The organism is Lutibacter sp. HS1-25 (assembly GCF_004121075.1).
In the GTDB taxonomy this organism is placed as follows: domain Bacteria; phylum Bacteroidota; class Bacteroidia; order Flavobacteriales; family Flavobacteriaceae; genus Lutibacter.
In genome coordinates this window covers 1-1,995 of the sequence record NZ_RHLN01000104.1, presented here as the reverse complement: position 1 = coordinate 1,995, position 1,995 = coordinate 1, and the positions used below count along the sequence as shown (strand labels likewise).

Here is a 1,995-nt window from a genome sequence, read left to right as displayed (position 1 = left end):
CTTGTAAAAGTGCAACATTCCAAATACGTACTTCGTCTATAGAACCATAAAACTCATCTCTAGGATTTCCAGCAGCGCCAATATAAAAAGGAAAATCGTTATTCACAGGTGCACTTACAACTCTAGATCCATCCAACACACCATCAATATATAAATACAAAGTTGTTCCATTATAAATAGCAGCTACATGATGCCACTCATTATCGGGAATAAAAGTGCTTGAAGTTAAATTAGCAACTATACTTCCGTTATTAGCCCATCGCATTCGCAACTGTTCGCCTCCAATTCTAAATTCAAACCCATCGGTTAAATTACCATCATTTCTTTTTGCAACAATAGTACCGCTATCTTCACCTGTAGTCCATTTAATCCAAGAAGAAATTGTAAATCCTGCTGGATTTAAATTCAAAGTATTTCCTAAGTTAATTCTATCGTTATCTCTATCATCAAAAAAGATTGAGCGCTGTTCAGTTGTATAAGGTCTATACCCAAAAGTCACATACTGCTCACCCGTAAAATCAAAAATACATTCAAGGTTAGAACCGTTTAACGTTAAAGGCACATAGGTTGAAGTTTCATTAAATGTATTATTACTAGAAACAACCATTACATACTCACCACCATTAGAACCAGAAATAGTACTTGTTAATAAGGTTTCTGGTATGGATATTTTCACATTTTCAACATCATTTGTTTCTTTCATTTTCCATACACGTTGTATAGGTGTAAACGAAACAATTGTTGAAGGGCCTCCTGCAATATCTTGGCTTAAATTTACCGTAAGCGTAGTACCAGCAACAAAAGGTAAATTATTATTTCCCCACATTAAAAATGTTTGATCTGTTGCAAAAGTGTTTGTATTAAGTAGGTTTGTAGTGTAAATATCGCCCAAACCTATGGTGATATCATTGGCATTTGCATTTTGAGAGGTCGATTGCTTTTGATTTAACACAGAATCATCATCTCTACCAATACCTGCTACATTGTAATGATAAGTACTGTTAGCCGAAGCATCCCAAAGTGGCGTACTGCCGCTTGAAGCCATATAATCTCCATTAATGCCACCACCCGTATTATCTAATGTTATACCGTATTTAATTGCTAAGTAAGATTCTACTTTAACTTGATTAGCAAGTGACAATTGTCTATCATAATATATCACTTCTGAAATTCCACCCGTAAGCCTATTTCCTCCTGATCTATCATCACCTATATAATAACTTCCCCCAGTAGACCAACTTGTACTAAATGCTTTTGTACCATTAGTATGAATATTATTTCCATCCTCATAAATCATTGCCGACGCAGTTCCCCCTGGATCACTTACAGACCAAACAAATGTATTGTTTATTTGAAGACTATAAAGATCTGGTGGATTTGCAGCATATCTTCTATCAATAAAAAAAGCTCTTGATGAAGCAGTTCCAAGTTCTATCAACGCTTTATCATTAACAGTTGATATATTACCAACCACAAATATGGTTGAACCTGTTCCATTTGTTCTACTAATATTTCCAGATAACGGTCTATCGTCATCAGTAAAATTTAAACCTGGGTTAAAGTTTGAAAATGAAGAAAGGTAAGTCGTATTTCCAGTTCCCATTGCATCAAAACCTAAAGGACTTTGATCTACCCAACTTGTAATGCCATTTCCTTCAATAATTGTATTTGTACCTGCATCGGCTTTTAACCATAAATTTAAATCTGTAAAAACACCACCTGGAGCTTCTGGATTATTACAAACACCACCTCCACTAACATTGAAATTAACCCTAACACCACCACTACGGGCTGTCCAACCATCATTTGAAAGCACAGTTACTCCTCCAGAAGTAATCGTAATATTAGATACTACATTAGGAAGGTTACGATCCCAACCGTCACCCGGACCGTTTACGCCACCTCCTCTATCATACATTATCACATAATAATTATTAGCATCTTCCAAACAACCTAGATTTACTGTAGTAGCATATGGCACATCTGGATTAGGAA

At 35.6% G+C, this 1,995-nt stretch carries 1 protein-coding gene; it reads right to left on the bottom strand.

Annotated elements, in window-relative coordinates; genetic code table 11:
• On the bottom strand, positions 1-1,995 hold a 1,995-nt coding region (locus EC396_RS12660; RefSeq protein WP_164975295.1), incomplete at both ends, for a LamG domain-containing protein.